Here is a 2,040-nt window from a genome sequence, read left to right as displayed (position 1 = left end):
CGAACATGCTTGATGCGCATTGCACACACAGCCAAATTCGAACCACAGGAATCGACCATGCGTTCATCCATGCGAACGCAAGCGATTGGAAAAATAGGGATCACATGCCATGCCTGCGCAATCGGCGACAAGCCCATGCCGCATCAGATGGACGCCGATGCGGCACGTATGCGTCACATGCGCACGATTCGGTCGGCGATGCGCATGGTGGAATCGCGGTGCGAGACCAGAACGATCGCGCGCCCCTGATCGGCGAGTCCGTTGATCGACTGCAGAATCACGGATTCGTTATATGCGTCAAGACGGCTCGTCGGCTCGTCAAACAACACCAGATCGGCATCCCGCAGGAAAACGCGCGCCAGACCGATGCGCTGCCGCTCCCCTTCGGAAAGCCTGCCACCCAGTTCACCCACCTGCGTGTCCAGCCCCTGCGGCAGCGAATCGACCAACTCCAAGGCGGAGGCACGGGCGAGCGCATCGCGCAGTTTTCGGTCGATGGCATCCGCAGCATGGCTCGCATCGCGGTCCGGCAACGCCATCATGAGGTTCTCGCGAATCGTGCCGTCGAACAGGTACGACTCCTGCCCCATCATCGTCTGCACGCGCCTGCGCCATGCGGCATCGACGTTCGGCAATGGCACGTCGGAAAGGACGACCGTTCCGGAGCTCGGATCCCAATACCGCATCAACAGCTTGAGCAGCGTTGATTTTCCGCGGCCGGAGGGTCCTTGGACACCAAGGACCCCATGCCGTGAAACATCGAGTGAAACATGGTCGAGCACCGGTTTCGGACCATCATCCGAACCGTATCCGAAGGTCACGTCACATGCCGTCATCCCCTGGTACCGCGGACGCTCGGTGCCGCGTTCCTCCACCGCGGGCGATTCGTCCATCAACGAGAACAGACGACGCGCGGCGGCGAAGGTCTGCGTCAGATTCGCGGGGAGCGCGCCCAGCGCCAGCACCGGGCCGAACGAACTCGCGATGAGCGTGAACGCCGCGACCGCCGCCGCGACGAGGGACTTGCCGCTCCAATCGGCGAACGACATCACGCCGGCGATGCCGGTGGCGTCCACACCGCCGGCCGCCTGCGCGCCCGCCATATGCGCGATGTCCGAAACCGCGGCGGTGAATGCCGAATAAGGCGCATAAGCCGAAACCATGAACGTCAATCCGGCCGCGAGCGCGGTGAACAGCATGACCAGCACCGCGCCCAGACCGGTGAAATCACCGTTGCGGGCGCTCAGCCGGGAGCGTTCGCGCCACAACGCGCGCGAACGCGTCACGATGCCGGCAAGACGGGAATCACCCTGCCCGAATCGGATGATCTCCTCGATGCCGCGCATATCGTCGAGCATGGCGTCATTGAGCTCGGCGGATTCCCCGCGGATTCGGGCGCCTTGGCCACGCACCGCGAGTGCGAACAGCTTCGGCAACGCGACGCCGACCGCCAAATGCGCCACGATGAGCACGGCCGCGAACGCCGGACTCAGCGTGCACAGCGCAATGGCGTAGATGACGGTGGTCACGATGGCGATGATTACCGGGCTGATGGTGTGGGCGAAGAAGATCTCCAGCAGTTCCACATCGGTGGTGACCAATGCGATCAGGTCGCCCTTGCCTTTTCCGGCGAGCTTGGCGGGCGCGAGGCGTCGAAGCGCGGCGAAGGCCTTGGCACGGAGCAGGGCGAGCAGGCGGAACGCCACGTTGTGGTTCATGTACTGTTCGGCATAGCGCATGCCGCCGCGGATCAGCGCGCAGACGATCATGCCGGCGAGCGCTTCGGCGACGTCGAGGTTCCAGACCGGCACGCCGATCACGGCGAACGCGGCCGCGATGCCGAATACCGGCAGGAACGTCGCCGCGAGATGGCCGATCGTGCCGCACACGCAGGCGATGATCATGTATTTGCGCAATGGTCCGACTTCCTTGAGCAGCCGGACGATGACGCGCGACGCGGATGCCGATGCGATGTCCGTCTTATCCGCCCCGGCCGTCTCATCCGTTTTTTTGGAACTAGGCACGTTCTCGGAACCAAGC

General features: G+C 63.8%; 1 protein-coding gene. It reads right to left on the bottom strand.

All coding sequences use genetic code 11. The annotated features are described in order from the left end of the window. Positions 1 to 173: 173 nt before the first annotated feature. The coding region (locus tag B3C64_RS08405; RefSeq protein ID WP_291535028.1) for an amino acid ABC transporter ATP-binding/permease protein at positions 174 to 2,040 on the bottom strand (1,867 nt) is incomplete at its 5' end.

Origin of the sequence: Bifidobacterium sp. UBA6881, from assembly GCA_002451435.1 — a bacterium.
Taxonomy (GTDB): domain Bacteria; phylum Actinomycetota; class Actinomycetes; order Actinomycetales; family Bifidobacteriaceae; genus Bifidobacterium.
This window is presented reverse-complemented; position numbering and strand designations above follow the sequence as displayed.